The organism is Salinicola sp. V024 (assembly GCF_052645315.1).
Window position 1 is genome coordinate 41,316 of record NZ_JBQXYB010000008.1, and the last position, 24,475, is coordinate 65,790.

Annotated in this window: 23 protein-coding genes and 1 riboswitch; of the genes, 13 read left to right on the top strand and 10 right to left on the bottom strand. The window is 62.2% G+C overall.

All coding sequences use genetic code 11. From position 1 onward, the window contains the following. The first annotated feature begins 173 nt into the window (after positions 1-173). Positions 174-1,781 (top strand): malate dehydrogenase (quinone), encoded by a 1,608-nt coding sequence (mqo, locus tag ACUN9V_RS12790; protein WP_445511669.1) that lies wholly within the window; start codon positions 174-176, stop codon positions 1,779-1,781. Between the two features lie 112 nt (positions 1,782-1,893). Continuing rightward, positions 1,894-2,895 carry an acrylyl-CoA reductase (NADPH) gene (gene acuI, locus ACUN9V_RS12795; RefSeq protein ID WP_445511670.1) on the top strand — a complete coding sequence of 334 codons (1,002 nt, stop codon included), beginning with the start codon at positions 1,894-1,896 and terminating at the stop codon, positions 2,893-2,895. A gap of 49 nt (positions 2,896-2,944) precedes the next feature. On the opposite strand, the gene ampC is transcribed toward acuI, so the two are convergent. From ampC to ACUN9V_RS12820, 5 genes are all read right to left on the bottom strand, one after another. After that, the gene (gene ampC / locus ACUN9V_RS12800; RefSeq protein ID WP_445511671.1) at positions 2,945-4,132 is read right to left on the bottom strand and encodes a class C beta-lactamase; all 1,188 of its coding nucleotides are present in this window, start codon (positions 4,130-4,132) and stop codon (positions 2,945-2,947) included. Between the two features lie 108 nt (positions 4,133-4,240). Beyond that, complete coding sequence (locus tag ACUN9V_RS12805; protein WP_445511672.1) at positions 4,241-6,607, bottom strand: xanthine dehydrogenase family protein molybdopterin-binding subunit; 2,367 nt, start codon at positions 6,605-6,607, stop codon at positions 4,241-4,243. Continuing rightward, positions 6,604-7,605, bottom strand: a complete 1,002-nt coding sequence (locus ACUN9V_RS12810) for an FAD binding domain-containing protein (protein ID WP_445511673.1) — start codon at positions 7,603-7,605, stop codon at positions 6,604-6,606. The genes ACUN9V_RS12805 and ACUN9V_RS12810 overlap by 4 nt, the downstream gene beginning before the upstream one ends. After that, the gene (locus ACUN9V_RS12815; RefSeq protein ID WP_445511674.1) at positions 7,602-8,135 is read right to left on the bottom strand and encodes a 2Fe-2S iron-sulfur cluster-binding protein; all 534 of its coding nucleotides are present in this window, start codon (positions 8,133-8,135) and stop codon (positions 7,602-7,604) included. The genes ACUN9V_RS12810 and ACUN9V_RS12815 overlap by 4 nt, the downstream gene beginning before the upstream one ends. Before the next feature lie 31 nt (positions 8,136-8,166). After that, a complete protein-coding gene (locus ACUN9V_RS12820) occupies positions 8,167-8,838 on the bottom strand; it encodes a hypothetical protein (RefSeq protein WP_445511675.1) in 672 nt (223 codons plus the stop codon). 126 nt (positions 8,839-8,964) lie between these two features. On the opposite strand from ACUN9V_RS12820, the gene ACUN9V_RS12825 reads away from it, so the two are divergent. Next, positions 8,965-9,756, top strand: coding sequence for an MmyB family transcriptional regulator (locus ACUN9V_RS12825; RefSeq protein WP_075560560.1), 792 nt, complete (start codon positions 8,965-8,967; stop codon positions 9,754-9,756). A 107-nt stretch (positions 9,757-9,863) separates the two neighbouring features. On the opposite strand, the gene ACUN9V_RS12830 is transcribed toward ACUN9V_RS12825, so the two are convergent. Further along, on the bottom strand, positions 9,864-11,471 hold the full coding sequence (locus ACUN9V_RS12830; protein ID WP_445511676.1) for an inorganic phosphate transporter: 1,608 nt from the start codon (positions 11,469-11,471) through the stop codon (positions 9,864-9,866). A 213-nt stretch (positions 11,472-11,684) separates the two neighbouring features. Beyond that, on the bottom strand, positions 11,685-12,257 hold the full coding sequence (locus ACUN9V_RS12835; RefSeq protein WP_445511677.1) for a helix-turn-helix domain-containing protein: 573 nt from the start codon (positions 12,255-12,257) through the stop codon (positions 11,685-11,687). A gap of 97 nt (positions 12,258-12,354) precedes the next feature. On the opposite strand from ACUN9V_RS12835, the gene rhtA reads away from it, so the two are divergent. From rhtA to ACUN9V_RS12850, 3 genes are all read left to right on the top strand, one after another. Continuing rightward, positions 12,355-13,248, top strand: coding sequence for a threonine/homoserine exporter RhtA (gene rhtA, locus ACUN9V_RS12840; RefSeq protein WP_075560557.1), 894 nt, complete (start codon positions 12,355-12,357; stop codon positions 13,246-13,248). A gap of 163 nt (positions 13,249-13,411) precedes the next feature. Further along, positions 13,412-14,245 (top strand): AraC family transcriptional regulator, encoded by an 834-nt coding sequence (locus ACUN9V_RS12845; RefSeq protein WP_075560556.1) that lies wholly within the window; start codon positions 13,412-13,414, stop codon positions 14,243-14,245. Positions 14,246-14,393: 148 nt separating this feature from the next. Further along, on the top strand, positions 14,394-14,999 hold the full coding sequence (locus ACUN9V_RS12850; protein ID WP_075560555.1) for a LysE family translocator: 606 nt from the start codon (positions 14,394-14,396) through the stop codon (positions 14,997-14,999). Here ACUN9V_RS12850 and ACUN9V_RS12855 read toward each other — a convergent pair. Together ACUN9V_RS12855 and mntP are read right to left on the bottom strand one after the other, a co-directional pair. After that, positions 14,994-15,605 carry a cyclodeaminase/cyclohydrolase family protein gene (locus ACUN9V_RS12855; protein ID WP_445511678.1) on the bottom strand — a complete coding sequence of 204 codons (612 nt, stop codon included), beginning with the start codon at positions 15,603-15,605 and terminating at the stop codon, positions 14,994-14,996. The two genes, ACUN9V_RS12850 and ACUN9V_RS12855, sit on opposite strands and share 6 nt — an antisense overlap. Positions 15,606-15,671: 66 nt before the next feature. After that, positions 15,672-16,253 carry a manganese efflux pump MntP gene (gene mntP, locus ACUN9V_RS12860; protein WP_445511679.1) on the bottom strand — a complete coding sequence of 194 codons (582 nt, stop codon included), beginning with the start codon at positions 16,251-16,253 and terminating at the stop codon, positions 15,672-15,674. 76 nt (positions 16,254-16,329) lie between these two features. Then, positions 16,330-16,434, bottom strand: a riboswitch (yybP-ykoY riboswitch). A 663-nt stretch (positions 16,435-17,097) separates the two neighbouring features. On the opposite strand from mntP, the gene ACUN9V_RS12865 reads away from it, so the two are divergent. The 7 genes from ACUN9V_RS12865 (at position 17,098) to ACUN9V_RS12895 (ending at position 23,657) form a co-directional block, all read left to right on the top strand. Then, complete coding sequence (locus ACUN9V_RS12865; RefSeq protein ID WP_167369271.1) at positions 17,098-17,271, top strand: hypothetical protein; 174 nt, start codon at positions 17,098-17,100, stop codon at positions 17,269-17,271. Between the two features lie 272 nt (positions 17,272-17,543). After that, positions 17,544-18,497 carry a SctD/MshK family protein gene (locus ACUN9V_RS12870; protein ID WP_083627606.1) on the top strand — a complete coding sequence of 318 codons (954 nt, stop codon included), beginning with the start codon at positions 17,544-17,546 and terminating at the stop codon, positions 18,495-18,497. Between the two features lie 63 nt (positions 18,498-18,560). Beyond that, a complete protein-coding gene (locus tag ACUN9V_RS12875) occupies positions 18,561-18,977 on the top strand; it encodes a hypothetical protein (RefSeq protein WP_445511680.1) in 417 nt (138 codons plus the stop codon). A gap of 31 nt (positions 18,978-19,008) precedes the next feature. Beyond that, entirely contained in the window at positions 19,009-19,401 is a 393-nt protein-coding gene (locus ACUN9V_RS12880) for a tetratricopeptide repeat protein (protein WP_445511681.1), read from the top strand. Further along, positions 19,398-21,584, top strand: a complete 2,187-nt coding sequence (sctV, locus tag ACUN9V_RS12885) for a type III secretion system export apparatus subunit SctV (protein ID WP_439286859.1) — start codon at positions 19,398-19,400, stop codon at positions 21,582-21,584. The genes ACUN9V_RS12880 and sctV overlap by 4 nt, the downstream gene beginning before the upstream one ends. Before the next feature lie 214 nt (positions 21,585-21,798). Continuing rightward, a complete protein-coding gene (locus ACUN9V_RS12890; protein WP_445511682.1) occupies positions 21,799-23,142 on the top strand; it encodes a type II and III secretion system protein family protein in 1,344 nt (447 codons plus the stop codon). 47 nt (positions 23,143-23,189) lie between these two features. Next, a complete protein-coding gene (locus ACUN9V_RS12895; protein WP_439286857.1) occupies positions 23,190-23,657 on the top strand; it encodes a hypothetical protein in 468 nt (155 codons plus the stop codon). Between the two features lie 13 nt (positions 23,658-23,670). Here ACUN9V_RS12895 and ACUN9V_RS12900 read toward each other — a convergent pair whose 3' ends face one another. Continuing rightward, a complete protein-coding gene (locus tag ACUN9V_RS12900) occupies positions 23,671-24,465 on the bottom strand; it encodes a tetratricopeptide repeat protein (protein ID WP_445511683.1) in 795 nt (264 codons plus the stop codon). Positions 24,466-24,475 lie beyond the last annotated feature (10 nt).

The window sequence follows — 24,475 nt, forward strand, 5'->3', positions numbered from 1 at the left end:
AAAAATCCGTCATTTCCTGACAGAACGATGATTTTGTTGAACAAAGAGACGTTTCCGACGTACACCGCCGTACCTGGCCTCTGTCATAATCATGGCACTAACGCCGCGACCTCATTAAACTGTCGCCCTAGTCGCGTTCGCGCCTGTCCGTATCCATCAGACAGAGAACCTTCATGAAATTGCGCCACGGCATGACATTCTGTTCCAGCCTGCAGACCCAGTCTGGAGCCGAATCCAGCGACACCCAAAACGTCGACGTCGTCCTCATCGGCGGCGGCACCATGAGTGCCACCTTGGGAACTCTGCTTCAGTCATTGCAGCCCGACTGGACCATCCACCTCTACGAGCGTCTGGACAAGGCCGCCGAAGAGAGCTCCAACGTCTGGAACAATGCCGGCACGGGGCATTCGGCGTTTGCCGAGATGAACTACACCTCGCCTCAACCCGATGGCAGCGTGGATATTCAGCGCGCCATCACCATTACCGAGCAGTTCGAGGTTTCACGTCAGTTCTGGGCAAGCCAGGTCCGTGAAGGCGTGCTGGCCAATCCGCGCTCCTTCATCAATACCGTTCCGCACCTGAGCTTCGTCTGGAGCAGCGAGCGCGTATCGTTTCTGAAGACGCGCTTCGAGGCGATGCGCCAGAATCCGCTCTATGCCGGGATGGACTATTCCGACGACCCGCAGAAAATTTCGGAGTGGATCCCGCTGGTCATGACCGGCCGCGATACGGATGAACCCGTGGCCGCGACCCGCATGCCGATCGGCACCGAGGTCAACTTCGGCGAGATTACCCGCCAGATGATGAACTCGCTGGCCCGCCGCGACAATTTCCACCTTTCCGTCAACACCCAGGTCCGCGATCTCGAGCGCAACCGGGACGGCAGCTGGAAAGTCACCGTGGCCAATACCAGCGACGGTGAAAACGAGCGCAGCGTCAACGCGCGGTTCGTGTTCATCGGCGCCGGGGGCGCGGCACTGCCGCTACTGCAGAAATCCGGTATTCCCGAAGCACGGCAATATGGCGGTTTCCCGGTTGGGGGGCAGTTCCTCTTCACGACCAACCCGGAAGTGGTCGCCAAGCACGACGCCAAGGTCTATGGCCTCGCGCCGGCCGGCTCGCCGCCGATGTCGGTGCCGCATATCGACAAGCGCATCCTCGATGGCACCCCGGCAATCATGTTCGGGCCGTTTGCCACTTTCTCGAGCAAGTTTCTCAAGAACGGCTCCTGGACCGATCTGATGCGCTCGGTGACGCCCAACAATCTGTGGCCGATGACCAAGGTCGGCATCAACAACATGGATCTGGTGCGTTATCTGATCAGCCAGCTGCGCATGTCCGAGAGCGGCCAGTTCAAGGAGCTTCAGAACTATTACCCGGAAGCTCAGCGTGACGACTGGAAACTGTGGACTGCCGGCCAGCGGGTGCAGACGATCAAGGATGTCGAAGGCAAGGGCGGCACTCTGCAGTTCGGTACCGAACTGGTGACCGGCGCGGAAGGCTCCATTGCCGCTCTGCTGGGTGCCTCGCCGGGTGCCTCCACCGCCCCCTCGATCATGCTCACGCTGCTGGAAAAGGTTTTTCCCGAGCAGATCGCAAGCCCCGAATGGCAAGCCAAGTTGAAGGCGATGATTCCTTCCTTCGGCAAGGCGCTATCCGACAATCCGCAGCTGCTTTACGACGCTCGTGCGATGTCGCGTGAACTGCTCGAGCTCACCGAACCGGATCTCACCACGACGCCTGCAGCGCCTAGCTCGGAACCGGAAACCAGCGGCAGCTGAGCGGGATCGATGGCTACCGCACAACGATGACGCCCGCCTTGGCAGAAGCCAGGGCGGGCGTTCATGTTTGCTCTCGATGAATCAGGATTACGCCGAATAGAAGGACAACTCGATGTTCGATGCCATGTCGATGTTCAATGCCATTGTGGTGGAACAGGAAAACGGTCGAAGCAACGCCAGCCTCAAGCCGGTGAACGAAGCCTCGTTGCCGGCGGGAGACGTCCATATCCGCAACGAGTGGAGCACGCTCAACTACAAGGATGCGCTGGCAATTACCGGCAAGGGACCGATCGTGCGCCACTTCCCCATGGTGCCGGGCATCGATCTTGCCGGTGTCGTCGAGCACAGCGAGCATCCCGAATGGCGTGTCGGCGACCGGGTTCTGCTCAACGGCTGGGGTATCGGCGAGAGGCATTGGGGCGGGCTGGCGCAGCAGGCACGCGTCAACGGCGACTGGCTGACGCGAATGCCGGAAACGCTCGACTGCCGCCAGGCCATGGCCATCGGCACCGCCGGTTACACGGCGATGCTCAGTCTGCTGACACTTGAACGGCACGGCCTGACACCGGCGAGCGGCGAGGTGCTGGTAACTGGCGCCAACGGCGGCGTCGGCAGTTTCGCCATCACCCTGCTGGCACAGCGTGGCTACCGCGTGATCGCGGCCACCGGGCGGCCGCAGGAAGCCGCCTTCCTCGAACGCCTGGGTGCCGCCGAGATCATCGACCGCCAGAGTCTGTCGGAGCCGGGCAAGCCGCTGGCGAAAGCCCGCTGGGCCGCCGCCATCGATTCCGTGGGTAGCCACACCCTGGCCAACGTCTGCGCGCAGATTCAGCCGGACGGCCTGGTCGCCGCCTGCGGACTGGCGCAGGGCATGGACTTTCCCGCCAGCGTCGCGCCTTTCATTCTGCGTGGCGTGAGCCTGCTGGGCATCAACAGCGTCACCCGCCCCCGGGAAGAGCGGGAGCGGGTTTGGGCCAGACTGGCGCGGGATATCGACGCCGCCGTATTGGACGAGATTTCACGAGACATCGGCCTGAGCGACGCCATCGAGGCCGCCGATCAGCTTCTCGCCGGCCAGGTTCGGGGCCGACTCGTGGTCGACGTGAATCGTTGATTCTGCCGCCCCGTCCCGGAACGCTGATGAAGCCAGGCCGGGCGCCTACTCAGTGCCCGGCATCGCCGCCATCGATCACGTTCAGCTTCGACAGCATCTCGTAGGCTGCCTTCACGCGCGCATCGTTGGGATAGTTTTTGTTGGCCAGCATCACCAGTCCGGTCTGCTGGCCGGGTACGAGAACGACGTAGCCGCCGAAGCCGTTGGTGGAGCCGGTCTTGTTGATCCAGACGTCGTCCCGCGGCGCCTGAGCTTGCGATGACCGAGATGACTCGATCGCCTCGGCCTTATTGGGCTTCAGAATCATGTCGTAGCCGTTGCCCGCCAGCAGCGTATCCAGCGAGACCGGCAGCGGATACTGCTCCCAGATCAGATCCTGGGTCATGTCGCCGACCTGGAAATAACCGTGGCGCGTGGTGTCGATCGCCTGCTTCAGGTCGTCATCGATCTCGAGCAGACCGAGATTGGCCTGGACGAATCTGGCCAGATCGCCGGCGGTGGTCTTGATGCCGTAGGCCTCGTCATCGAGCACGCCGGGCGCCACGCGAATCGGCTGGCCATCCTTGCTTTCGCCCATGGCGTAATCGGCCATCTGGCTATCGGGAACGTCGTACCAGGTGTGCTGCAATCCCAGCGGATCCAGCACGTGCGCCTGCATCGCCGGCACGAACTCGCTGTCCAGGCTTGCCGCCGTCTCCACGCCGAGCAGACCGATACCCAGGTTGGAGTAGGTGCGCACCTCGCCGATCGCCTCGGTGGGCCGCCACTGACGGAACCAGCTCATCAGCGAGTCACGGTCCGTCACCTCGTCGGGCACGAAAAGCGGCAGCCCGCCGGTGGTATGCGTGCCCAGATTGCGCCCGGTGATCTCGTCGAACGCGCTGCCCTCGAGCGTCGGCAGATAACGACTGACCGGCGCCTCGAGATCGAGCTTGCCCTCGACGGCGGCCAGCGCTGCCAGCGTGGCGGTGAACGTCTTGCTGAGCGAGCCGATCTCGAACAGCGTCGCGTCATTGACCGATGCCCCGCCATCACGGTCGGCGATGCCGTAATTCAGAATCTGCGTGCCCTGCGGACGCACCACCGCCACCGCCATGCCGGGAATGCTCTGCTGGCGCATCAGCGACTCGATGATCGGACCGACGGCACCGCGAACATCGCCGTCATCGCCCTCCGCCAACACCAGACTCGATGAGCCCAGCAACAGCAACGACACTCCCAACGTGATTCCTTTCATGACGATTTCGATCCTCGGCAGTGCGCGCCGACGGGCATCGTCGGGCGCGGAAAACGATGCCGGCAATCATGCGCAAAAACCGGGCAAACCGAAACCGTCGTCGATCGGCTACAGCAGCTTGTCCAGCGTGATCGGCAGATCACGAACGCGCTTGCCGCTGGCGTTGTAGACGGCATTGGCCACTGCCGCGCCGACGCCGGTAATGCCGATCTCGCCAATGCCGTGGGCGCCCATGGGCGTGTGCGGGTCGGTAATATCAGTCCACATCACCTCGATCTCCGGCACGTCCATCTGTACCGGGACGTGATAGTCGGCGAGGCTCGGGTTCATCACCCGGCCACTGCGCGGATCGAACAGCGTCTCTTCCATCAACGCCAGACCGAGACCCATGATCATGCCGCCGCGGAACTGGCTCGTCGCCGTCTTGGTGTTGAGAATCCGGCCGCAGTCGAACGACCCCAGCAGACGGCGTATGCGTACCTCGCCGGTCACCGAATTCACACCCGCCTCGCAGAAGATGGTGCCAAAGGAGTGCATCGACCAGTTGGCGAGCTCTTCCGACCCGGCGGCGTCCGCCTGCACAGAGAGTTCGCTCTGCCCGGCACGCGTCAGGATCTGTGCGTAGGTCTCGAAACGCGAGCCATCGCCGATGGCGCCCAGGCCTTCGTTCCGGCATTCGATCTCGTCCGGCGAGAGACCGGACAGCGGCGAATCCTGCCCCACCAGCGCCAGCAATTCCGCGACCAGCGCCCGCTGCGCGGCAATCACCGCACCGCCGATCGCCGCCGTCTGCTGTGAGCCGCCCGCCAGCACGCTTCCGGCCAGATGCGAATCGCCATAGTGGAAAGCGATCTTCTCCACCGGCAACCCCAGCCGCGCGGCGGCGACCTGGGTCTGCACCGTCGCCGTGCCCATGCCCATCTCGTGCGCGGCGATGCCAACGGTCGCGCCGTCAGGCGTGAGCGTGATGCGTGCCGCCGCGCCGGGCATGCGGATATAGGGGTAGGTGGCCGTCGCACAGCCCATCCCGATCTGCCATTCACCTTCGCGTCGACGACCAGGCGTGGCGCTGCGCTCGGACCAGCCAAAGCGCTCGGCGCCGCTGCGAGCCGCTTCCAGCAGGTGACGCGAGGAGAACGCCAGCCCGCTGGTGGGATCACGCTCCGGCTCGTTGCGGCGTCTGAGCTCCAGCGGATCCATGCCGAGCTGATCGGCCAGCTCGTCGAGCGCCGATTCCAGCGCGAAGGTGCCCACCGATTCGCCCGGCGCGCGCATGAAGGTATTGGCGAGCATCTGCATGTCCGCAACGTCGATCGACAGTCGGATATGGTCGGCCGCATACAGGCACTTGGTCGCCTGGAAGAATGGCTCCGGCAAGTTGTTGTGCTGCGTCATCGCAGCGATGCCGGAATGAATGAGCGCCTGCAGCCTGCCCTGCTCGTCCGCGCCGAGGGCCACCCGCTGTTCGGTGCAGGCTCGCCCGCCGACCACGCGATAGACGCCCTCGCGCGACAGCGCCAGCCGTACCGGGCGATCCGCGAGCTTCGCTGCCGCCGCGGCCAGAATCTGGTGCTGCCACAGCGCCTTGCCGCCGAAGCCACCACCCACGAACGGTGAAGTGATGTGAATCTGCGAGGTCTCGATGCCGAACACCTCGGCCAGCGACGCCACGGCCAGATCGACGCACTGGGAGGCATCGTGAATCCGCAGTGCTTCACCCTCGCGCCCACTCTCATCCCCATCTCCATTTCCAGCCGTCCAGGCCAGTGTCAGCGCATGGGGCTCGATGGCGTTGTGGTTGTGGCGCGGCGTGGTGTAAGTGGCATCGATTTGGTGTACTGCCGCCTCGAACGCGGTGTCGGCATCGCCGACCGTGATCTCCGCCGGCCCGCCCAGCACGTTGTCCGGCCGACGCGCGTGGGTCTTCGCCAGCTCGAAATCGGTCATCGCCGGCTCCGCCGCGTAATCCACCCGGATGCTTTCGGCGGCGGCATCGGCCTGTTCCTGGGTCTCGGCCAGCACCAGCGCCACCGGCTGGCCGTTCCAGTGGACGCGATCGGTCTGCATGATCGGATGATCGTCGCCGGCGGCACCGTTGGGTGAGCGCAGGAACACCGGCGGCGTATTGAGCTGCGGCGCGTTTTCGTGGGTCATCACCAATACCACGCCGTCCATCGCCTCGGCTTCCCGCCGATCGATATTCAGGATCCGGCCGTTGGCGATGGCGCTGTAGACCAGCGCGGCGTAGACCATGCCCTCGAAGGTGAACTCGCCGGCAAAGCGCGCGCTACCGGTGACCTTCTCCGCCCCATCGACACGCGACAATGGCGCGCCAATTCCGATTCGTTCTTTCTCGCTCAGCGGATCCGGCCGGCCCTCCGGGCGCCAGTAATCGCCGGCCAGGGCGACGCCCGCGGGTTGGTTATCGTCCGATCGTTCGTTATCACCCGACCGTCCTTTATCGAGAGCACTCATGCCTCACCTCCATTACGCGCATCGGCGATACGCCGCGACAGCTCCGCGATCAGCGTTCGTCGCGCCAGTTCGACCTTGAAGGCGTTGCCCGGCAGCGGCCGGGCATCGGTCAGCTCGGCGTCGACGGCGGCGGCAATCGTCGCCTCTGTCGCCGGTTGGCCACGCAGCGCCGCTTCTACCCGCGACGCACGCCACGGCTTCGTCCCCACGCCGCCCAGTGCCAGGCGTACGTCCTGAATCGTTTCGCCGTCGAGTTCGACCATGGACGCCACCGACACCAGCGCAAAGGCGTAGCTGGCGCGGTCGCGCACCTTGCGATAATTCGAACGGGCCGCCATCGGCAGCGGCGGCAACTCGACCGCCACGATCAGCTCCTCGGGCTGCAGTTCGGTTTCGAGATCCGGCCGCTCGCCCGGCTCGCGATGGATCTCGGTGATCGCCAGTTGCCGTTCCCCCTCGGGGCCACGCAGATGAATGCGAGCGTCGAGCGCCGCGAGCGCCACCGCCATGTCGGAGGGATGCGTGGCAATGCAGGATGGTGACGTACCGAGGATGGCGTGATAGCGATGGAAACCCTCGAGCGCATCGCAGCCCGCGCCCGGCTCGCGCTTGTTGCAGCGGGTCGCCACATCGTAGAAGTAGGCGCAGCGCGTGCGCTGCAGCAGGTTGCCGCCGACAGTCGCCATGTTGCGAATCTGCGCGCTGGCGCCGCTCAGAATCGCGCGGGCCAGCACCGGATAGCGGCTGCGCACGCGAGTATCGCCGGCCAACGCCGAATTGGTGACGGCAGCGCCGATGATGAGGCCGCCGTCACCGGTCTCGTCGATATCGCGGGAGAGTCGCGTCACGTCGATCAGGGTCTGCGGACGCTCGACGGTCTCGCGCATCAGATCGATCAGATTGGTGCCGCCGCCCAGATATTTCGCTTGCCGGGAGCGCACGGCCTGCTCGATCGCCTGTTCACTGTCAGCGACTTGGTGATAATCGAAGGCGTTCATCGCGTTATCTCCTCACCCAGCTCCTCACCCAGCTCTTTGGCGAGCCCGGCGGCAATCGCGTCGGCGATGCCGTTGTAGGCGCCGCAGCGGCAGAGATTGCCGCTCATCCGCTCGCGCAGCTCGTCGCGATTCCATTCGATCCCGTTCGCCGCCAGGTCGGCCGTGACGGCGCTGGGATGGTCACGCTCGAGTTCGCCGATCATGCCCACCGCCGAGCAGAGCTGGCCCGGCGTGCAGTAACCGCACTGGAAGCCGTCGTGTTCGATGAACGCCGCCTGCACCGGATGCAGCGTACCGTTCTCGGCCAACCCTTCGACCGTGGTGATCGTACGGCCCTGATACTGAACCGCCAGTGCCAGACAAGAGTTGATGCGTTCACCGTCGACCAGCACGGTGCAGGCGCCACAGGCGCCCTGGTTGCAGCCCTTCTTGGTGCCGCTGAGCTGGAATTGCTCGCGGAGCAAATCGAGCAGTGACGTTCGGAAATCCACCTCGGCCTCCCGAACCTGGCCATTGATCGTCCATTGCATATCGAGCCTCGGGTCACGGTTGCGTTTATCGTTATGAACCAACTTCGAGCTTAGAACTCTTCGATGAGCGAGAAAGGGCGACACTCACCCGACTGTTCGCGGCGTCCGCGGGGGTGCGCATATTCACTCCCTCCTCGGCATATCCATCGATTTCGTCGTCCAGGCGCCTGACCAGATCCGTCATCACCCGTTTGCCGATGCGTTCGGTCATGGTGACGGCCAGCGAGACGGACTCGAGCCGAATCCCGGCGCTTTCCGCCCATGGGCCGAGATGCCTGACCCCGCAGGCCGCACGCTCGGCATCGCCCGTGTGAAACACCACCACGCGCCCGGTTCGCGAGCGCTCGAGCAAGGGCGACAGCAGCAAAAGCGGTGCCAACAGATGAAAGCGAAACGGAAGGCTGCGACGCACGAGCGTTGATTCCGGCGCGGGTTCACTCGAGCGTGGATCGGCATCCAGGATCAGCAGATCGAGTCGCCCATGGATCGCCGCGATATGATCCGCCACGCGCTGTAGCGCGCCGGCGTCGTCCAGAAGCAGCATTTCCGGCGGGATGTAGTCCGTTGTCTTCAGTGGGGTTTCTGACATGGCCTCCACCACGTCGGTCGCCGCCGTGTTTTCGGGGGTCTCGAATGGGACTACGCCCAGCTCGGCCCGGCCGTCAGAGCCGATGAGCAGCGTGATGCGCGGATAGCAGGTCATCCAGAATCTCCGATCCGTCGTCCGATTGATTTCCAATCCCTGTCGAAAACCCTAATATGTCCGCTGATCCTACATAATCCCCGACGTTATCCTACGTTTACCAATGACAGGTTAAAGCGACGCTGCATGTCTTCCTCCTCTTCAAACGCGCCCTCACTGGGCGAATTCCTGCGCACCCGACGCGCCGCCGTCACGCCGGAATTGGCGGGACTTCCGCCGGGTCGTCGGCGGCGCACGCCCGGCCTTCGCCGCGAAGAGGTCGCCACTCGCGCCAGCATGGGCACGGCCTGGTACACCGCACTGGAACAGGGGCGCAACGTTCAACCTTCCGATCAGGCGCTGGCCTGTCTCGCGCGCGCCCTGCTGATGACCGAAACCGAGCGCGAACACCTTTATGCGCTGGCGGGGCGGCCGGCACCGCCGCGCGCCATCGACAATGGCTCGACGATCAACCCGATTCTTCAGCGTCTGCTGGACCGAATGGAGCCGGACCCGGCGTACGTCATGGACGCCTACTGGGAAGTGATCGCCTGGAACCGGGCCGCGGCGCAGCTCTTCGATATCGAGCGCACCGGTGATAAGCATCCGCGCAACAAGCTCTGGTGGGTCTTTACCCAGAAGCGCATCGAAACGCATGAGGCCGACTGGCTGAGATCCGCCCGCACGCTGGTGTCGATCTTTCGTAGCCAGGCCACGCGTTACGCCGGCGATCCGCGCATGCGCCAGTTGATCGACGACCTGCTCGAGGCGAGCGACGTCTTTCGCGAACTCTGGGCCGAACAGGACGTGCTCGACCTTGGCAGTGGTCGCAAGTCGATGCAGCTGCCGGATGGCAGCAACCGGGAGTTCGATTATCTGCCGCTCAGGATTCCCGACCTGCCCGGCGCCTGCCTGATGATCTATCTGGGGGTGGAGTGAGCGCTCGATCGAGGCGCGAGGCTTTCACGATACCGATGCACGCTCTCGGCGAGTCAGAAAGTGAGTTGCTGGCTCGCCGATTCGACTCCGAACGTCTGTTGAAGCGATCAAAGTACGGTTCTCAGTATCAGAAAGGCGATCGCTGCCATCAACGCCGCGGCCGGCAGCGTGATGATCCAGGCCAGGGCAATGGGCCGCATCAGTGCCCAGTTGGTCTGACGGTTGACCATGCCGATGCCGAGCACGGCGCCAATCAGAATGTGGGTGCTGGAAACCGGCAGGCCCAGCATCGAGGCGAGCATCACCACGGCGGCGGCGGCGAGCTCCGCGGAAAAACCGGACGCCGGGTGCATCTTGGTCAGATTCTCGCCGACGGTCTTGATCACTTCCTTGCCGATGAACCAGAGCCCGACGATCAACGCCACACCGAAGGTCAGCATCGCCAGCGGGGGGATTGAGGCTTCGTCGGCGATCGCTCCGGTTCGCAGCACATCGAGAATCGCCACGAACGGACCAATGGCGTTGGCGATATCGTTGGAGCCATGGCTGAAAGCGAAGCCGGAAGCGGTGAATACCTGCATCCAGCTGAACATCAGAAAGGTCGAGCGATCCAGCGACTCGCCCTTGAGAGTCTTGGCGAAGATGAAGGTGGCCATCCACACCACGGCGCCGATCATTCCCATGATCAGGTAGTTATCGAGCGTGCTCAGGCCAAGCTGCATGTTCTTCAGACCCTTGAACAGCAGCATTGCCGAGATGATCATGGCGCCCAGCGCGGCCACCATGGGCACCCAGCTCTCCAGCGCGCGATGGGAGTGGATCTGGCGCCGCTTCTCGTCGATCTGGTGCAGGTCGCGGTAGTACTCGGACTCCAGATCCTCCGTCCCGTAATCGCCCTCGTTCACCGTCTGCATGTCTCGCGCCATCGCGTGGGTGTAAGCGATCTGTTGAATTTCCGAAAGCCGTTCGAAGCGCGCTTTATGCTCACGTTTATGCTGCCGTTTCTCTTCGCGAACCGCGGTGAGTTCGCTCTTGGCCATTTCGTTGTAAGAGAGGATGTGCTTCTTGATCTGGGAGTAGAGCAGATAGGCGACCACGCCACCCAGTAGTGGCGACAGCACCCAGGAAATCGCGATCTGACCGATCTGCCCCCATTGGACCAGGTCCAGCGCGGAGTCGCTGCCGTTGATCAGGACGCCAAGCGTGATCGAGCTGCCGACGATCGCGCCGACAATGGAGTGGGTGGTCGAAACCGGATACCCCTTGCGCGACGCGAAGAGCAGCCAGATTGCCGCGGCAATCAGCGCCGACATCATGATGTAGACGAAGTCGAGAGACGCTACCTGGATACCACCGAGATCGACGATCCCGCCACGAATGGTCGAGGTCACCTCGCCGCCAGCGATGACCGCGCCGCTGACCTCGAAGATCGCCGCCACGAACAGCGCCTGCCTGATGGTCAGCGTGCCGGCGCCGACGCTGGTGCCGAATGAATTGGCGACGTCGTTGCCGCCGATATTGAACGCCATGAATACGCCAAACAACGTGGCCAGCACGAACAAAAGCGTATTGTCGCCGCGAATGTAGCCCAGCCCCCAGACGAGGAAATAACCCGTCGTGGCGACAAGCAGAACGCCGAAAAAGAGACTTGTCCGCAATCCTCCTCCGGAATCACCGAGTATCGTCGGATTACCGCTGGCTGCCGGATTGGCCATGCTCGCTTCCTCCCCTTCTCTGCTGAAGATGGATCAGGCCGTGATTGGTGGCTGATTCCTCGGCAGATTGGCGCATGAGCGTGACAGAACGGTGACGCAGGATCGTGATGGCGAAAGGCCATTAAGCCATTCAGACGAATGACTGGCTGACTACGAGCAGACGGGCCGCGTTGGCGAGGAGGGGCCGTCCCCCGCCAGCGGTTTAGCTCGGCTTCAGTGCACCACGTTGCGAATGAAGCGCAGCCGGCCCGCCCCGTCGTTGCGATAACGATAGGGCTGGTCGCTGGGGTAGACATGGAAGTCGCCGGCTTCGATCGTCAGCTCGCGTTCGCCGAGGGTCAGGGTCAGCGTTCCCTCGATTACCACCAGCATCTCATGCCAGCCGTTGTCATCGGCCGCCGACTCGTAGACTTCACCCGGCTCGAGCGACCACGACCATAGCTCGACCTCCTGCCGCGCCGGTTTGCTCGCCAGCAGTCGAGCGCGACTGTCGGGATGATTTCCCACCCAGGCAACTTCGTCGATACGCGCCGAGTCTTCGCTATCGAGCGGCTGCACCAACGCATAGAACAGCACCCCCAACGCTTCGGCCAGACGATCCAGCGTGCTCAGGCTGACGTTGACGTCGCCCTTCTCGATATTGACCAGCATGCGCCGACTCACACCGGCCTGATCCGCCAGTGCCTGCTGACTCAGCCCTGCGGCCTGGCGCCGACGTCTCACATTGGCAGCCACGTGGACCAGTACATCGGGACGCTCGTTAGCCTTGTGCAATATATTGCCCATCCGTACAATCGCGGCTCTCGTCGAATGCCATCGGCCGCCGGCATGGCACCTTGGCAATGTCTGGCGAGCCATCATGCCGCACACTTTCGGAGGTGTCATGTCAGTCGCCATGCGCGAATTGCTTGCCAGGATCTGGCCGGTGGCCATGCTGGTGGTGGCAATGTGTTCGATCCAGAGCGGCGCCTCCATCGCCAAGTCGCTGTTTCCGGTCATCGGCGCCACCGGTACGACCTCGATTCGTCTGATCTTCGCCGCGCTGATACTGCTGATCGTCATGCGCCCCTGGCGCCAGCCGCTTAGCCGCCGGGCGTGGAAATCGACGCTGATCTACGGCGTCGCCCTCGGGATCATGAACCTGCTGTTTTATCAGGCGCTGCAGACCGTGCCGCTGGGGATTGCGGTGGCGCTGGAATTCACCGGCCCGCTCGCGGTGGCGATGCTGTCGTCGCGACGCTGGCTGGATCTGGTGTGGGTGGCTCTCGCCGTGATCGGCCTGGCCTGCCTGCTGCTGCTGGGCGATGATCGCAGCGGCCCGGTCGATCCTTACGGCGCCGCCTGTGCGCTCGGCGCCGGGGTATGCTGGGCGCTTTATATCCTGTTCGGACAGAAGGCCGGTGCCATCAACGGCGCCCAGAGCGCCACGCTTGGCGTCACCATCGCCGCCGTCGTCATCGCTCCGGTGGGCCTGCTCGACGTGGGCACGGCGATGTTCGCGCCAGAGGTGCTGCCCTACGCGCTGGCGGTGGCGGTGCTCTCTACCGCGCTGCCCTACACGCTCGAGATGATCGCGATGCCGCGGCTGCCGACGCAGACCTTCGGCACGCTGATGAGCCTGGAACCGGCGATCGGTGCGCTCTCGGGGCTGCTGTTCCTGGGCCAGCTATTGAGCACCCTGCAATGGCTGGCCATCGGACTGGTGATCGCCGCCTCGATCGGCACCACGCTGACGATCCGGCGCCGGGATACGTTCGAGACACCGGTCCCGGACTGAACATCCCGCTAGAGGCGCCTTTGATGCCTGCCAGTGCCGAGCATTCCAGACCGCACGAACGTTACAGACTGCACGAACGTTCCAGACATGAACCTCGCCCTCTGGCATGCTGAGCGGATCGGGCGTTGCAGGCATCGACCCTGGGCGCCGGTCGGGAGGCAGCATGACATCGACGAACTGGATCGATCTGCAGCAGGACGGTGACACGGGCATCGAGACGATCCGCGCCCACTTCGAAGGCCACGCCTACGATCCCCACTGGCACGACAGCTACCTGGTCGGCTTCACCGAACAGGGCGTGCAGCAGTTCCATTGTCGTCGTACCCGCCATGACAGCACGCCGGGACGACTGTTTTTCGTCGAGCCCGGCGAGATTCACGACGGCCATGCCCCGACCGAGGGCGGTTTCACCTACGCCATGCTCTATCTCGACCCCGCCTGGCTTCAACGCGAGCTGCGCCAGTTCGCGGTCACCGGTACGGCTTCCGGCGAGCCGGGCTTCGCCTCGACGCTGGTCGAGGACCCCCGATTGATCACCCATGTCGCCCGCGCCTTCACCACGCTACGCCTGCCAACTTCGAGGCTGGAACGCGATGACGCTCTCGATGCCTTATTGCAGGGACTGGTCCCGCATCTTGGCTGGCGAGAACGCCAGCGGGAAGATCCCCGTCTGCCCGCCGTTGCTCGACGCGCCCGGGAGGTTCTGCACGCGCATTGCGAACAGGACATCGGCTTGCAGTCACTGGCCGAGCAGTGCGGCGTCGATCGCTTCCGCCTGACCCGCGCCTTCAAGTCGGCCTTCGGGCTGGCACCCCATGCCTATCTGGTGCAGTTGCGCCTGAGTCTCGCCCGCCAGCGGCTCGCTGGCGGCGAATCCCCGGCGGCGGTCGCCAGCCAGCTCGGCTTCGCCGACCAGAGCCATCTGGGTCGCTGGTTCCGGCGCGCCTATGGCCTGACCCCGGCGGACTATCGTCAGCGCTGCTCCCGGACCGGCTGAACTGAACTGAACTGAACTGAACTGAACTCAAGACTGAATCCAACCCGGAGTTCCTGGCGAGTTCGACGTGGGCGACTGCTCAAACCTTCCAGACGCGCGGCGATCACGGCGCGATAGTTCCGACTCCACGCCATTTCTGGAGTCGCTCATGTCTGCCTGGCTACCGTTTGCCCTCTTCGCCTTCGTCGCTTCGATCACCCCGGGGCCGACCAATCTGCTGATACTCACTCAGGGCGCACGCCGTGGCTGGAAAAGCACGCTACCGGCGGTCTTTGGCGCGAGTCTGGCAGCGGCCACGATCGTGCTGACGGTGGGCCTGGGGTTGTCGCAGACGCTGCTGGCCTATCCCGTCATTCGCCAGCTGATGGCCGCCATCGGCGTCGGCTGGCTGACCTGGCTGGCATGGCGGCTCTATCGCAGCCAACCCCCGAGCATCGAGACCGACGCAGAGAGATCAGGCGCGCCGGCTTTCGGCCCCCGACAGGCTGCCGGCTTGCAGCTGGTTAATCCCAAGACCTGGATGATGGCACTATCGGTCGTCGGCGTGTTCACCGACTCGGCGTCGAGCGCGACGCAGATCGGCGTATTGGCGCTGACGTTCGGGATCGTGGCGCTCCCCTGCCTGGCCCTCTGGGGCATGATCGGCAGCGGTGTCGCCCGTCTGTTTCATACCAAACGCCAGTGGCAGTGGTTCAATCGCGCGCTGGCACTACTGCTGCTGGCAGTGGCGTGGGGGAGCGTGCTGGCGTCATGAGGCGTCAATGCCGAGCCGATGACAGCTGGCTCGAGCGCTGTCGCGAAGCTCGCCACAGCGAACCTCCAGCTGCCGCCTTGCGGCGGGATCGGGCAGGGCCTCGAGATTGGACTCGACGCCGATCAGTAGCGCCTCCATCGCGGCGCGCAGCATGGTCGCGCCGGCCAGCGTGTCGCTCTCCATCGCCGACGACGTCAGCGACAGCCCCTCGACCGCCAGCACCAGCCCGTCCTGGCATCGCTCGGCGGCCGCCAGCGGAATCTGAATCGATGCATCGCGGGCTTCGCGCAGAGCCGAATCACGCTGCTCCGATTCGGCGCCGGTATCACTCGGTAGACGCTGCGCTTCGAGATAGTCGGCGAACGCCGCGGCATCGTCATCGACGGCCTCGGCCAGCGCTTTCTGCAGCCCATCGCCCTCTTCTATCAGTCGGCGGCGATGACGATCGAGGTCGGATTCGCCTCGATGCAACCGCACGCCCTTGAGAATCAGCGACAGGCCCAGGCAGCCACTCAATGCCGCGGCCGCGCCACATCCCGGTGTGGAACGGGTTTCAACGGCGTGCTGGAAATCGGCAAGCGAACGTTGCCAGAGAGAAGATGACATGCGGCACTCCGTGACGGGATCACGGTTCAGCATAGACAGCGAGCGTCGCCAGCGCGCGGAAAGGCTTCAACCCATGTGGGCGAATAGATGCTCATAGAGGACCGTGATACCGATCGCGATCAACACGATCCCGCCGGCGATCTCGGCGCGCTTGCCGATCAGCGAGCCGATCGCACGCCCCAGCATGATGCCGATGGTCACCATGAAGGTCGTCGCCAGACCGATCGCCAGCGCGGTGACCAGGATATTGACGTCGGCAAAAGCCAGGGTCACGCCAACCGCCATGGCATCGATGCTGGTCGCCAGCGCCGTGACGGCCAGCAGCCAGACCGATTTACGCTCCGGTATCTTCTGGTGATCCGCTTCGCTGTCGACCGGCTTGAACCCCTCCCAGATCATGTGCCCGCCAAGCGCGCCAAGCAGCACGAAGGCGATCCAGTGATCCCACTCGGAGACGAATCGCGTCGCTGCCAACCCCACGGCCCAGCCGATAATCGGCGTGATCGCTTCGACCGTACCGAAGATCACGCCGATTCGCAGCGCTTCGGGAAAGCGTGTACGGGTGAGGGCCGCGCCCTTGCCGATCGATGCGGCAAAGGCATCGGTCGACATGGCAAAGGCAAGCAATACGAGAGAAGCAGGGTTCATGGTCTTATCCAGCCGGTAATATCGCCACGACATCCGCAATTCCCGACGTTGCACTGCGGATGTCCATGGTCTCGCCAACCGGACCCGGCGTTCGTGCCACGGCATTGCCGAGTGTGTTGACACGAACATCACCACCGGCAGTCAGCACAGCGGTGATCGGCTACTCCCCAAGGAGGAGATAGACTATAGTCACACCACCGAAGAACATCAATAAATGATTGAATTTAAAGAGAAAATTCACCACGGTTAATTCATGTCGTTAGCGTTAATCAAGTTAACGCCGGTTGGACTTTGATGGCGGGGTTGCAGATGCGGCACTCAACCGATCAGGGGATGACGCCATTGAGAGACATTGATAATCAACGCCGTCTCTGGATAACGACACCGGGACGTTTATTCAACCATTTTTAATTAAGAAAATACTGATTCTTAGAATAGAAACTCTCATTATCAAGCAAGACGTGCAATTTATTGCACAACTCCCCAGCTCATATCGTGAACCGCTATAACGAAGGCGAAAAACACATTCAAACAACCGATTTAATGTAATATAAAGTAATAAAAACGCCATCTCAGGTATTTGAATGAACGTTCAATATAATATATTTTTATTTTATATCAATAACTTGAAGACAAAAACTGGGTTTTATTTTGCTTACCTAATCGATACGCAAAGAATCAAATATTTACTTCAAATTAGCCCTCTTGTCACGCAAACCCAGTAACCTGAATTACGTTGGATCGCGTTCCTGACGTCTCGCTAATATTGCGGATTCGATCTAGCACCTTTTCTAGCACCGCTAGAATTGCAGACTCTGAAACTCACGCTATTAGGAGAAATACCATGGCTGATACTCCTGCAATCGATCCGTCGACTTCAAACGACAGCGCTGATTCTTCCATTAGTCAGTTGAAAGCGGTTTTTGATCAGGCGATCGAGAAATCCGCTGAAATTACCAAGGTCACGACCGAGAAGAAGACGATGCTCGACGCGACCAAGCAGCGTCCGCAGAACTAATGCGGCCAGTCGCGGGCGGCCTTATGCCGCTCGCGGCGTTTCTACCCCATCATCCGGCAAAGCGGCAGAACGTTCACGTGACGGCCCTTGGTCCAACAATGAAGACTGTAAAGCCGGGAGATGATGAATCGAGGCGACACATTTGCAAAGTCGCTGACAACCTGAAAAACGAGACCCATCCAGGAGCTTCTTTGGCTCTCCGACCTGATCGATTCGGCACGGACAGCCAAGGAATTTCTCAATGCTTCGTACGACACTAGCGAGTTAAACGCATGAAACCCGCCTCCTCCTCTTCGGCGTCGGCAAGCGAAGTCGTAACGACGCTTAGGGTCACCGCTGGCTTACATAGCGGAGCGATGATCGAGCTGACTGATCCGGTTTGCCGAATCGGCAGTGATGAGACTGCCGATGTTGTGCTGGGCGATTCTGGCACGACGGCCGAACACTTGGTGCTACGTTTTCACGGGCGCCAGATGGCTGTCGAAGCCATTGGCGGCGATGTCATCGTCAACGGTCGCGTTGTCACCCGGGGCACCGGGCTACGTAGCGACTTGCCAGCCGAGCTGCGTTTCCATGACGTCGCTTTGAAGCTGACGCGCCCCGCGGCGTCACCGATGCTTCCCGCTTTTCCCAAGCTTCCGACGCTGCCACCACGCTGGCGCAGCTCCCTCAATCGCGCCTTCACCTTGCTGGCCCTGGTGGCAACGCTTGGGGTACTGGCGCTCTACGAGTTCATCGACGTCAACCAGGCCGGTGCCAGCATCGGTAACTACTCGTCACCTGCCACACTCGATACGCAGGCCATAGAAGGGTCCCGCCAACTGGTCAACGACGCACGCCTCAGCCCGGCGGCCTCTTTGCGCCAGGAGCTAACAAGCGCTGGGCTCTCCACGTTGGAGGTCACTGATCATGGCGGCTACCTGAGCGTCTCCGGTCAATACACGGCAGCGCAAGCCGAAACGTGGAACCAGACTCAGCGCTGGTTCGATCAACGTTATGGTAGCCACAACGTTTTACTCAACGACGCTAAACCGCAACAGGCGCCGGCCCAGCCCGATCTGCGCCTACAGGCCGTGTGGCTCGGTGAAAACCCTTATGTCATCGACCATCAGGGAAAGCGACTCTACCCCGGTGCGGCGCTAGAGTCCGGCTGGGTGATCTCAGCGATTCAATCGGATCAGATCATGCTCCGCCGCGGTGATGATCAATTTGCGCTGACGCTTTGAACGATCGATTTCTAACGATTCATCTCTCAACTACGCCATGCGCGCTGACGGGGCTGTCGTTCCATGAAGATTCCTGATCGCCCGATGCCAGGAGATCGCTATCGTGCATCTCGTGCCGACGCCGGGCCGATCGGACGCATCGATGCCGAATCCTTCGATCAGGATACGGCGTTCACACGTGCGGTCAGCGAATCGCGTAGCCGACAGACCGAGCAACCGGCTCTAGCCGATCGACTGGATGCATTGGCGCAACCCGCAGCCAGCGATTCCCGGAGCTATGAAAATGCACGCAGCATCGAGTTGCTCCAGCACGTGGTCGACAGCATCTTGCCCAAGCTGGAAGCGGATGACGACATCGTCGCCATGGCACGAGACATCATTGGCGAAGAGCTCGAATGGCGTCAGGCGTGGGAAGGCCGCATGAATGAAGCCATGGCACCCTCGCTAGACGATGATCCTGGTGAGAAGAGTCTTTCATGAACCCTCTTCGACTCATGAAACAGACAATCGCATGAACGACAACGATGATCGCGACGCCGCCGACCTGCTCCATTTGATGGGGCATCTGTATTTGAAGAGTGGGCAGGCTCAGAGAGGACTGGCACTGCTGTTGATCGCCAATCGCATGGCTCCGGATCATCTCGGCGTGCTTCACGCACTGTGTCGAGGATTTCTGACCACCGGTAATGGACAACGCGCGATCAACGTCATCGCTCGTCTCGAGGCGAGCGGACAACACGACAACACACTGCTGCTATTACGCAGCCGGGCCGAATGGCTGAACGGTGAACATGCATCCGCTCGGCAACATTTTCAGACGTATCTCGAACGAAGAAAGCGGGAAGAGGGTCGGCTCGGGCCGCCATCGATCGACGCCAATCAACGGGGAGAGCCTGCGGCATGAACGAGATTCTCGGTCGTCTCAACATGGTGGCTCGCCGCGCCTCTCAGCGCAGCGATGTGATCATCGCCGCTTTCATGGTGCTGGCGGTGGTGATGATGATTATTCCGCTACCGACCGCGCTGGTCGATGCGCTGATCGGCATCAACATCGCCTTCAGCCTATTGATTCTGGTAGTGGCGTTCTATATTTCGCATCCGGTCGAGTTCTCGTCGCTACCGCCGATCATTTTGCTGGCGACACTGTTTCGCCTGTCGCTATCGATTACCACCACTCGGCTGATTCTGTTGGATGCCGATGCCGGCCAGATCGTCGACGCCTTCGGAAACTTCGTTATTGCCGGCGAAGTCGTCATCGGCATGGTGGTGTTTCTGATCATCACCGTCGCCCAGTTCCTGGTCATCACCAAAGGTTCGGAGCGCGTCGCCGAAGTCGCGGCACGCTTTACTCTCGATGCCATGCCCGGCAAGCAAATGAGTATCGACAATGAAGCCCGTAACGGCGATATCGATAACGCCGAAGCTCGTCGTCGACGTTCGCTGCTGGAAAGCGAAAGTCAGCTTTACGGGGCAATGGATGGGGCGATGAAGTTCGTCAAGGGCGATGCCATTGCCGGGCTGGTGATTCTCTTTGTCAACTTGATCGGCGGCCTGTTGATCGGAATGCTGGAACACGACATGCCATTCGGCGAGGCCGTGGAGACCTATTCGCTGCTGACCGTCGGTGATGGTCTGATCGCCCAGATTCCCGCCCTGTTGATCTCGATAGGTGCCGGCACCGTCGTCACTCGCGTTAGCTCCGACAACGCCAGCGATCTGGGTAGCGAGATCGTGGGTCAATTGGGCAGCAATTCCAAGGCGCTGGGGCTGACGGCGGCGGTACTGTTCTGCGCGGCCTTCATTCCGGGCTTTGCCACCGGCGTTTTCCTGGCCATCTCGGCGTTACTGGGAAGCGCTGCCTTCATTTTACGCCGACGTCATCTTCGCGAGCAGACCGACGAAGCCCCCCAGACAGGGACAGGAGCGGAAGGCACAGCGGCCCTGACATCCAACGATGCCACCCACGACGCCGCGCCTTCCCACTCAGACCTCTCTAACTCAAGTCTCTCCCGCTCGGCCGACGATGACCCTCGGCAGCATCGTGTCATGCTTTGCCTGGGTGCCGGTCTCGCCGATACGCTGCCGCTAGAAGTGCTGCGTGAGGGGATGCAGGCTGCCCGTGAGCGGGTCGAGCGCGATCTCGGCATTGCCATTCCCTCCGTCGGACTACGGCTGGAACCGGCACTCGCCGCACGCCGCTTTGCGGTCGAACTGGACGAAGTCCCGGTGCTCAACGGCGAACTGCCGGAATCTCAAGTGCTGCTGGATGATGATCCCAGCACCCTGGAATTGCTCGAACTGACGACGGAGACGCATCCGGCGCTGGCCGGACGCGGCAACTGGCAGTGGCTGCCGGAATCCGCGAGCACCGCATTGACCGATGCCGGTGTCAGATATCGCACGCCGGATCAGGTGCTGGAACGCTGCCTGGAGCGTACGTTGATGCGCTACGCAGGCGACTTTGTCGGCATTCAGGAAGCCCGTGCGCTACTGTCGCACATGGAGTCGGATTACGCCGAGCTGGTCACCGAAGCCGTCCGTGTGGTGTCGCTGCAGAAGATGGCGGAAATCCTCCGCCGACTGGTCAACGAAGGCGTGCCAGTTCGCGCCATGCGCACCATTCTCGAGGCAATGGTGACCTGGGGACCGCAGGAATCCAGCAGCGCTCGGTTGGCCGATCGCATCCGTACCGCCATGGCGCGCCAGATAAGTCATCGTCACGCCCGCAGCGACAGAGTGTTACCGGCTTGGATCGCGACCCGCCCGATGGAAGAAGCGCTGCGCAGCGCCCAACGCCATGCCGAGGATCAACCCCTGCGAAGCGGGCTGCCGGCACCGTTATCACGAGCGCTCAACGCCTGGTTCCAGCAACAGCTGGAAACACTCGATGCCGACCTGCATCCCGTGGTGGTCGTTGCCAGTGATGTGCGCGCCACGCTGCAGCAGTGGCTCAAGCAGCATGACATAGACCTTGCGGTCATGGCCTGGCCGGAAATTGCGCCGGAATTCAGTCTGCAGGCGATCGCCCAGGTACGTTTACCGAAACCGGCATCTCGACGTGAGGCCGAGACGCAAGCCAAGTCCTGATTCGACCGAGAAAGCGTCGATGACACTCCAAAGAGTCCATTCCGGTCACAATGGAAAAGCGTTACACAGCCTAAAAAGATATAAAGTCATCAAAATCAATAATGATAGCCAAGCGTGGCGACCCGGCATGGCGATTGGATTAACAGGAACGGGATCAACAAAAATGGGATCAGCTGGGATGGAGAATACCCGTGACACAGTGGCAGCAACAATCATGAAGGCAAGCGCAATCTCCATCGACGTCAAACCGTTCCAGACCGCCATTCGTCTGATATCGCAGGTAACGCTACTGTTACTAGCCACCGTCACGTCACTGATCGTCACTTCATTGCCGGCCCAGGGTGATGTCGCCGTCGATGCTTCCGGTGGCGCCATGAGTGTGGAGACCGGCCAAGGGCGCATTCTGCGATTCGATCAACAGGTGGCTTCGGTGTTCGTCGCCAATCCTGCCGTCGCTGACGTGCAGGTCGTCTCGCCAGGCGTGATCTATCTATTCGGCAAGCAGGCCGGTGACACCAATCTGATCGCTCTCGGTGCCGACGATGAAAGCCAGGCATCGCTGCGCCTGCAGGTGCGCGATGGCGATGCCCAGGCAAGCGAAGCACTGCGCGGTGTCGATGGAGACAGCCAGGTGCGACTGCACATGGCCGGCAATCAACTGATAGCCGAGGGCCGCAGCAATTCGGTGGAGGGCGCCATGGCGACCCAATCGACGCTCGATGCTCAGGCACCGGCCGGCGGCAGTCTCGATCGATCTACCTACGACGGCACCAACCAGATCAACATTCGGGTGCGTTTCGCCGAAGTCGCCCGCGACGAACTGCTCAGCTACGGCGTCAGTTGGAATGCGTTGATCAACAATGGCTCGTTCTCGTTCGGCGTACTGACCAGCAATATTGCCAGTTCCGCGGGCAGCGAGGGGGTCGACGGTCTGCTGCAAGCGCTACAGCAGAACAACTTGCTGCAAATTCTGGCCGAGCCCAATATCACCACGGTATCCGGGCAGACGGCGAGCTTTTTGGCAGGCGGAGAAATTCCGATTCCCGTGCCGGTCAACAGTGACCTGGTGGGTATTCAGTACAAGCAATTCGGGGTATCGCTGCTGAGTACGCCGACATTGCTGCCCAATGGTCGTATCTCGATGGAAGTGCGTCCGGAGGTCAGCAGTCTGACCAGCGACAACGTTCAGATCGCCGGCTACGACGTACCGTCGCTGCAGGTTCGCCGAGCCGATACCGTGGTCGAAGTCGGTAGCGGTCAGACATTCGCCATTGCCGGACTGTTTCAGCGCCAGGTCTCCAATGAGCTGGAGCGCATTCCGGTGCTGGGTGATATTCCGATTCTGGGCCAGCTGTTTCGCTCGCGCCGCTTCCAGCGCAACGAGACAGAACTGGTGATTCTGATCACGCCCTATCTGGTTCGCCCCTCCTCATCGCCGGCGCCGAGAACGCCGCTGGATCGGGCCCAGGTCAGCGCCAATCCGCGACTGGGTGACGATCCCGCACAGCATGCTCGATCCGCCGGCATCGATGATCCCTTCGGCTTCTATCTGCAATGACCGAGGCGGCAATGATCGAAGCTGAAATGAATGAGGAGAACAGCACCATGTCATCAAGTCCGACCGCATCGATACGCAAGACATGGCGCCTCGTGCCGCTGCTGGCGTCGGCTTTTCTGAGCCTCGGGTTGCTGGCCGGCTGCCAATCGTCGATGGGACCTATGAACTGGACCAGCGGCTATCGACAAGTCGCCGTCGCCAATCCCCAACCATCAGGCGCAGTGGCGGGCAGCCAATCGGTGACGATTCCCAATCTGTGCCAGACACAGCCCGACGACACCGGCCTGGTGTCACTGCCGCCGGGCTGTGCCAATGACCTCAATCTTCAGCTGATGGTGGCGAATCCTCAGGATCTGACTCGCGGGCAAGAGATGGGACCAGCGCAGGCGGCACCGGTGGCCAACGCCGCCCGCGAACGTCTCAATGACCGCGAACGCGCCAGCGAGCGGCGCGCCATGCTCGAGAACGAGGCGCGCAGCGCGATGGGCAACACCGCGACCACCAATGGCCTATAACCTCGAAACGCCGTCAGTCGCGGCGCGATGCCATGGCCAGCCCCAATGCCTGGGCACGCTCGGCGGCACCGGGGATGGCAGCCAGACGTTCGGCGCTGGCGATCAGCGACTCGCGCTTTGCGGTCGGCAGGTCGGGAATCTCGACGCGACGCGCTTCGTCGGTCTGCCCGGCGAGCACCAGCACCAGAATTTGGTTGCGGTAATGTCGAGCCTCGGCCAGCGGGGAAGCCGTGATCTGACGCATGGCAGCCACCGCCTTGGCATTATCGCCGGCCAGCGACTCGGCCAGCGCCAGATTGGCCTGGAGGTCCAGGTCCCGCGGTTCGAGCGCAACAGCCTTGTCGAAGGCGGCCACCGCCTGCCCGGGCCGACCTGTCAGCGCCTGAGCCGCACCGAGCCGGCTCCAACCCGAGACGCTATTGATCGCTGGTGCGGCTCGGGAAAGGCTACGCAACGCGCTCTCCGGCTCGCCCAGGCGCAGCTGCGCCGTTCCCAGCCCCAGCAGCGCCGGAGCCAGATTGATATCCTCGTGCAGTGCCGCGCGAAACGCTTCGGCAGCCGCGGCAGGCTCACCGGCAGCCAGGCGTGCGTTGCCCAGACGAACCTGAATATCAGCGGAGGCTTCACCCTGTTCCAGAGCGCGTTCGTACATGGCGGCAGCCGTTGCATGATCACCGCGCTGATCGACGTCATCGGCGAGCTTGAGCAGCCGGCCTTCGGTGCTGCCGGTCGGTGTAGCCGCACACGCCGAGAGCAGACAGCCGATACCGATGGCCGCCAGTACGCACTTGAGCCGACAATGCGTCATCCGAGTGTGC

Excerpts from the sequence above, each read along its gene's own strand:
- mqo (WP_445511669.1), top strand. The coding sequence starts at position 174 with ATGAAATTGCGCCACGGCATGACATTCTGTTCCAGCCTGCAGACCCAG.
- acuI (WP_445511670.1), top strand. The coding sequence starts at position 1,894 with ATGTTCGATGCCATGTCGATGTTCAATGCCATTGTGGTGGAACAGGAA.
- ampC (WP_445511671.1), bottom strand. The coding sequence starts at position 4,132 with ATGAAAGGAATCACGTTGGGAGTGTCGTTGCTGTTGCTGGGCTCATCG.
- ACUN9V_RS12805 (WP_445511672.1), bottom strand. The coding sequence starts at position 6,607 with ATGAGTGCTCTCGATAAAGGACGGTCGGGTGATAACGAACGATCGGAC.
- ACUN9V_RS12810 (WP_445511673.1), bottom strand. The coding sequence starts at position 7,605 with ATGAACGCCTTCGATTATCACCAAGTCGCTGACAGTGAACAGGCGATC.
- ACUN9V_RS12815 (WP_445511674.1), bottom strand. The coding sequence starts at position 8,135 with ATGCAATGGACGATCAATGGCCAGGTTCGGGAGGCCGAGGTGGATTTC.
- ACUN9V_RS12820 (WP_445511675.1), bottom strand. The coding sequence starts at position 8,838 with ATGACCTGCTATCCGCGCATCACGCTGCTCATCGGCTCTGACGGCCGG.
- ACUN9V_RS12825 (WP_075560560.1), top strand. The coding sequence starts at position 8,965 with ATGTCTTCCTCCTCTTCAAACGCGCCCTCACTGGGCGAATTCCTGCGC.
- ACUN9V_RS12830 (WP_445511676.1), bottom strand. The coding sequence starts at position 11,471 with ATGGCCAATCCGGCAGCCAGCGGTAATCCGACGATACTCGGTGATTCC.
- ACUN9V_RS12835 (WP_445511677.1), bottom strand. The coding sequence starts at position 12,257 with ATGGGCAATATATTGCACAAGGCTAACGAGCGTCCCGATGTACTGGTC.
- rhtA (WP_075560557.1), top strand. The coding sequence starts at position 12,355 with ATGTCAGTCGCCATGCGCGAATTGCTTGCCAGGATCTGGCCGGTGGCC.
- ACUN9V_RS12845 (WP_075560556.1), top strand. The coding sequence starts at position 13,412 with ATGACATCGACGAACTGGATCGATCTGCAGCAGGACGGTGACACGGGC.
- ACUN9V_RS12850 (WP_075560555.1), top strand. The coding sequence starts at position 14,394 with ATGTCTGCCTGGCTACCGTTTGCCCTCTTCGCCTTCGTCGCTTCGATC.
- ACUN9V_RS12855 (WP_445511678.1), bottom strand. The coding sequence starts at position 15,605 with ATGTCATCTTCTCTCTGGCAACGTTCGCTTGCCGATTTCCAGCACGCC.
- mntP (WP_445511679.1), bottom strand. The coding sequence starts at position 16,253 with ATGAACCCTGCTTCTCTCGTATTGCTTGCCTTTGCCATGTCGACCGAT.
- ACUN9V_RS12865 (WP_167369271.1), top strand. The coding sequence starts at position 17,098 with ATGGCTGATACTCCTGCAATCGATCCGTCGACTTCAAACGACAGCGCT.
- ACUN9V_RS12870 (WP_083627606.1), top strand. The coding sequence starts at position 17,544 with ATGAAACCCGCCTCCTCCTCTTCGGCGTCGGCAAGCGAAGTCGTAACG.
- ACUN9V_RS12875 (WP_445511680.1), top strand. The coding sequence starts at position 18,561 with ATGAAGATTCCTGATCGCCCGATGCCAGGAGATCGCTATCGTGCATCT.
- ACUN9V_RS12880 (WP_445511681.1), top strand. The coding sequence starts at position 19,009 with ATGAACGACAACGATGATCGCGACGCCGCCGACCTGCTCCATTTGATG.
- sctV (WP_439286859.1), top strand. The coding sequence starts at position 19,398 with ATGAACGAGATTCTCGGTCGTCTCAACATGGTGGCTCGCCGCGCCTCT.
- ACUN9V_RS12890 (WP_445511682.1), top strand. The coding sequence starts at position 21,799 with ATGAAGGCAAGCGCAATCTCCATCGACGTCAAACCGTTCCAGACCGCC.
- ACUN9V_RS12895 (WP_439286857.1), top strand. The coding sequence starts at position 23,190 with ATGTCATCAAGTCCGACCGCATCGATACGCAAGACATGGCGCCTCGTG.
- ACUN9V_RS12900 (WP_445511683.1), bottom strand. The coding sequence starts at position 24,465 with ATGACGCATTGTCGGCTCAAGTGCGTACTGGCGGCCATCGGTATCGGC.